The sequence below is a fragment of the uncultured Cyclobacterium sp. genome (assembly GCF_963976465.1).
Lineage (GTDB): Bacteria > Bacteroidota > Bacteroidia > Cytophagales > Cyclobacteriaceae > Cyclobacterium.
Genome location: NZ_CAXBOC010000674.1, coordinates 1 through 2,227 on the forward strand (window position 1 = coordinate 1; position 2,227 = coordinate 2,227).

General features: G+C 39.6%; 1 protein-coding gene and 1 pseudogene. Both read right to left on the reverse strand.

Annotation, left to right across the window (positions count from 1 at the left end; all coding sequences use genetic code 11):
- Positions 1-1,100 (reverse strand): sodium:solute symporter (locus AAC037_RS23725; protein ID WP_339906121.1); only part of this gene is annotated, 1,100 nt, incomplete at its 3' end.
- 96 nt (positions 1,101-1,196) lie between these two features.
- Positions 1,197-2,227: pseudogene (locus AAC037_RS23730) on the reverse strand (PIG-L family deacetylase); the annotation flags it as partial.

The window sequence follows — 2,227 nt, forward strand, 5'->3', positions numbered from 1 at the left end:
TGGGCTTTGGTTTGACTACTGATAGCCCCTTTGTATTTCTCCACAGCCGCTTCATCTTCTGATTCAATCGCACCTAATAAGCTGTGAATACTTTTTTCTTTATTCTCAAATATATTGGTGTATTCGTTTTCCAGTGCTTTAAAATCTTCCAAGTACTCACTTTCTTTCAATTTATCGGTTTGAATGGTATTGAAGATAACCGGTGGCTGGTAAAATTGATAAAAGACAAAGACCATCACCCCAATGAAGAGTATAATAAACTGCATGGGTACTTTTAGAAAGCCATTCATCATAAGCCCCATTCTGCTTTGGGTTAGGGTCCTGCCACTAAGATAGCGCTGCACCTGGGATTGGTCCGTACCAAAATAAGAAAGAAATAGAAAAAGAGCTCCTGTAAATCCTGACCAAAAGTTGTACCTGTCTGACAAATCAAATTCAAAATTGACGATATTAAGCTTTTCCATTTTCCCTGCCACTTGCAGGGCCTCGGTAAAGCTTACAGGGATCATTTGAATGACAATTATTCCTGCCAAAACCATCCCGCCCATCATTACTGTCATTTGCTGTTTTTGGGTTACAGATACAGCTTTGGTTCCTCCTGACACCGTATAGATAATCACTACAATACCTATGAAAATATTGGTAAAAGTAAGGTTCCACCCCAACAGAGTAGAAAGAATAATGGCCGGCGCATAGATGGTAATCCCAGCAGCTAAACCTCTCTGTATCAAAAACAGACCCGCGGTCAAAGTTCTTGTCTTTAAGTCAAACCGCTGTTCTAAAAACTCATAGGCAGTATAAACTTTTAACCGATAATAAAGCGGTAAAAAAAACATGCAAATCACAATCATGGCAACAGGTAAGCCAAAATAAAATTGGATAAAGCGCATGCCATCTGAATAAGCCTGGCCGGGGGTACTTAAAAAGGTAATCGCTGAAGCCTGAGTGGCCATGATGGAGAGTCCAATGGTCAACCAATTCATGTCATTCCCTCCCCGAATGTATTTGTCCATATCCTTAGGACCATAAGTCTTATAAATACCATATACTGCTATGGTAAACAAAGTCCCGAATAAGACAGTCCAGTCAAGATAACTCATGAATAGTGTTCAGTTAACCAATAAAATAGCCCTATTAAAAGCCCTAAAACTACCAATTGAAGCCAGTATAGCTTGGTCCATTGGTCAAATGCTTTACTATTTTTCATGGCCTTGTTCGATTAGATTAACAAAAAGCTTGATGGCCCCCGGTACACCAGCAGGAAGCAAGCGAAACCAGGATATGCCGGAATAAGTATAGGTTCCCTTGCCATATTGGGCAAGCAAAAGACTTCCTTTAGACGCATTTTCATCCGGATCCTGCATCAATAGTGGACTTTGATACCTTTCATCCCAGGAGCCGGGAAAATACAAGCCCCTTTCCTGTACCCACCCGTCAAAGTCAACAGACTCAATTGCATTGGGTTGATTGAGCACAGGGTGGTTTTTGAGTAGCACTTTGACAGGGGAATCTTCCACTGTCACTCTATCCCTGGAAAGGGTCAAGGGGTATGGTCCAAATTCATTGCTCAGTAATGAGGCAGTAGTATTGTATTGAACGATAAGGTTCCCTCCTGCTTTTACATAATCCATTAAGGTATCTCTATTAGAAACCATATCCTGGTTCACATTGAAAGCTCTGATTCCTGTGATTATGGTACCATATTTTTGAAGGTCTGAACCAAGCTGAGTCGCATCAATCGTTTCAACCTGATATCCCAGATTTTGTAAGATCTCCGGTACCTTGTCTCCGGCTCCCGGAATGTAACCAATGGTTTGAGAACTGAGATTTAGATTAAGTCGGATTAAATTAAAGGAGACATTTGGAAAGTAGGTTAAATTGGGAATATGAGGATATAAAATCCTTTTTACTCCTTTATCGAATACTTCACCATTATCGGTAACATAAGATAATTTATGCGCTGATTTCCCTTCTGCTTCCACATTACTTAATGCTACTTGGAAATGAATCGCTTTATTTTTTAAATCTCTAAAAGTTTCATTAACCTTATATTCCCCATCATTTAATCCTTCAATTTTTATTTGCCCTTCTTTTATTTCTTTGCCAAAATTGACCATAACGTCCACTATTCCGGAAGCTTCATTAAGAAGGAAAACATTGTCTTGTTTGACAGCTATGGCTACTTCAGGAACAATTTTAAACGGTTGGATTATCTCACCATTTACCC